Here is a 3,582-nt window from a genome sequence, read left to right on the forward strand (position 1 = left end):
ATTGCGCCCCACAAGTCTTTTACGGATTTTTTAGCACAATAAGCAATTGAAAAACTGTCGAAAAGATTCTGAATTGTCTCAAGTTTTTTAAGATTCTCGCTTCCCGGATTTTCAAAGTCCAAATCTGAAGGAAGAATCAAATCTGACAGCACAACGGAATTTATAAAAGACTCCGCCTTTTTTGAGTTCTTATAAATGTCCTCGCCTTTTTCCTCGCAATCATCAAGAGAACTGCAAAAAGAAGAGAGTGCAGACTGAAGGTTTTCATACCCAAGATTTATCTTTGAGTCTTTGTCGGTTTGTTCAAGATACTCGTTGTAAGCCTCTTTGAGAGATGCCGGGCATGGATTAGTTGCGGAAGTCTCACCCAAAAGCAAAAAATTCCATGCTTTTATGATTTCTGTTTTTTGACTTTCGAGCTTTTTTACAAAGAAATTCTGCGGTGTGATAATCGAAGTGTTGTAAATAATCGTGTCAGCAAGAATCTTGTCCGCAAAATCCTGATATTTTCCTGCACCCGCAAAAGATTTTATTCCTTCACTGTTCCGGTTTTCAAAAACGAACGGAAGAGCCTGTTTTCTTATGTCAGTTTCAGAGTCCCCCTCGCCCACAGAAAAATCCGGGCGAATTCCATACTCACTTGAAGCCTGCCCGACGATTCCCTTGCAGAAGGAGTCGAAGGTCTGGATATGAACGTTAGAAAAATCTTCGAGAGCTTCGCGGGCACGCTGTTTTTCTTTTTCGGGAGTCTGAGGATTTTCGGCAAAAAAAGTCAGAGTTTTGTAAATGCGCTCGTACATTTCACCAGTTGCCTTTTTGGTGAATGTAATCGTAAGTATTTTTGAAGCAGGAAGGCCCTTGCTCATTACAAGCCACGCAAATCGTGTGGCAAGAACCTGAGTTTTTCCAGAGCCGGCACCCGCCGCGACCACTGTGTTTTCGGTACGGCAGCAGGCAGCTTTTTGATACTGATCGAGTTTTCGTTCCAGCAAATCAAGATATTTATATTCGTCTTTTGTATTTTCCATAAATCAGTTCCTAGTTTCGTTTTGCGACTTCGTATGTGCGGCGGCAGACAGCCTTAAAATTGCATTTTGAACAGTCTTCGTGCTTGTCAACCTTGCTTAAAACAGGGGCAAAGTTTTTTGAAGCAACGATTTTTTCAAAATCATCGGAATAACGCCCGAATGCTTTCATTGTTGGCTCAAAATCATCTTTTGAACAGCCAGCCGTATTTATATCGATGGCGACAGAGGTTGACGCATCCTTGATTGCATAAAAGCGGGCAACATCGACATCGCCGCAAGTTTTGTTCGCCTTGATGAGCGAAATATACATCGGCATCTGAAAATCACCAAGTTTTTCATTAGAAACCATAATATCTTTCTTTGCAGGCGTTTTTGTATTCTTATAATCGATGATTATCCATGCATCTGAGTCCGTGTTTTTTGTGGCAGGACTCAAAAGAAGGTCAATCGCACCATAATAATTGTAATTCTTGCCTTCATTTTTGGCAGAGAAAGACTTTTCAACTCCGCGCACCATGCAGCCACCGTAGCCAAGCGTTTTCGTTTTTGAATTTGGCTTTGCAGCACTGCAAACATTCGGCTGTAAGAAATCGTGCAGGAAAGTCAGAATATTCTGGGCCAGCTGCTCGATTTGAGATTCAAGCATTTTCTGAGAAAGAGGACTCTTCGAATAGTCGCCCCGGAAATCTTTGATTGCAGTAAAAGCATGTTTTTTAAGAACTTCAAAAATCTCGCGCTCGTTTTCAAAAACTCCGTCCTTGCAGACAGGCAAAGGATTCTGAGATTTTAGATAATCGCCCATAAAAAGCTCAAGAATTTTATGATTTATGTTTCCCATGTCGTAAGTTTTCATCAGGTCAGTGTCGAGAGTTTCTTCTTCGAGAGAAAGGACTTTTGAAAAAATCCATTTGCGCGGGCAAGGGAAAAAATCCTTCATATCACTTTGAGTAATCACGATTTTTCCGTCACTCTCTTTTTCAGCAAGATTTTTGCTGCGGTTTTCGATGAGTGTGAAGTTCACTTTTTCAAGGACAAGGCCGCTCGTTTCTGACTGAGAATTTTTGCTTCCATTTTCGTTTTCAGTTTCTGGCTTGTTAAAAATCTGGAATTTTTCAAGCTGCTCTTTCTGAACTTTGCTCAGTTTTAACGGCAAGGAAATGTCTTTTCCCATCAAGTAAGCTTTTTCCTGCAAAATAAAATCTTCGTCGTCCAGCGCAGAATTTCTGGCATCTTCTTGTTTCAGGGCATTATGACAAATTGCAAAGCCCGCGAAGCTGTTTTCGGCATAACTGAAATGCACGACTTTTTCACCTTCAGAATTTTGAAAATTGGCCGCATACAGACGAATGAATGATTTTGAAACGTTGGAGTCTTTGTCATGGGCAACAAGACCGAGAACCGCTCGTTTTTCTTCGTTCAAAAATCCGAGTTTTTTATACTGAACCTCAAGATTTTTTTGATTGGCGTCAATCACAAACTGATGAGGAAAATAAGCTCCTGCCGAAGTTTTGTACGGATAGACCGAAATTCCTGTTTTTTTAGACTGGGGCGTGTAAATCTTTTTGCTCAGCTCGGTTATAAAGAAATCATAGTGATTTGAGACCGAAAGATTAGAATTTTCGCCCTGACAATATTCATTTTCGATTTTTGCAAGTTCCTTAAGCTCGGTAATACAGCGACCAAGGATGTCATTCGCAGTCTTTGAAAAACCGTCCTCTTCGAGATATTTGCCTTTGAAAATTACCCATGCCTGCACGATTGAGTCAAAAGATTTTGCATTGCAGATTGCAGAAATATCGTGCTTGAGTTCACGGTAAAATTCAAGTTCACGGCTGTTCGTGCCTGATGTCGCCGAAAGAGCCTCTTCCCATGAATCAAAATGCACAGCTCCTTCATTGAAACCACAGATACAGCGCATTTTGTTTCCTTCTATTATAAGATTCTCGCGGAGAACTTTTTTATCACTTTTCCACGGAATGTACTCATCGAGAATCAGGGAACGCATCGACTCATAAGAAAATTCTGAATTGAAACAATTCTGAATCTCGGTGAATACCTGAGCCGCACTATTCTGAACGAGCGGAGAACCAGCCTTAATCACATATGGAACGCAATATTTTGTAAGCTCACGTTCAAGATACGGCCGGTAAGTCTGTAAATCCGGGACATTGAGCACAACTTCTTCCCAGCGGACTTTTTCGGTATTCGCCACGCCGTCAGCACAGAGTTTTCGAATCTGTAAAATCGTGCGGCGGAGTTCCTTTCTGGAATCAGAATATTTGAGACAAGGAATTTTACCCGCCGTAAGCTCGTTTTTGGGCAGGCTCACGACCGTAATATCCGGGCATTTTTTGAAAATATCGATGTAATCAGAATAATCCTCAAGAAGCTCAGGATAAAAAATGACATAATGCCTTCCTGTCGCAGAAAAATCAGGCTCTACCCAGCTAGGCTCAAAAAAATTGTTCGCATTCAAAAAATCAGAATAGCGTTTGTAAAGCTCAAGATAATCTTCGTCCTCATCATCAAATTTATAATCAGGAAGAGAAGATAC

Annotated in this window: 2 protein-coding genes; both read right to left on the reverse strand. The window is 41.0% G+C overall.

Going from position 1 to position 3,582, the window contains the following annotated elements; all coding sequences use genetic code 11:
* A partial coding sequence (locus tag IJJ71_RS11745; RefSeq protein ID WP_296847244.1) for a UvrD-helicase domain-containing protein occupies positions 1-1,028 on the reverse strand: 1,028 nt, incomplete at its 3' end.
* 10 nt (positions 1,029-1,038) lie between these two features.
* A partial coding sequence (locus tag IJJ71_RS11750) for a PD-(D/E)XK nuclease family protein (RefSeq protein WP_296847245.1) occupies positions 1,039-3,582 on the reverse strand: 2,544 nt, incomplete at its 5' end.

The organism is Treponema sp. (assembly GCF_017430385.1).
Taxonomy (GTDB): Bacteria; Spirochaetota; Spirochaetia; order Treponematales; family Treponemataceae; genus Treponema_D.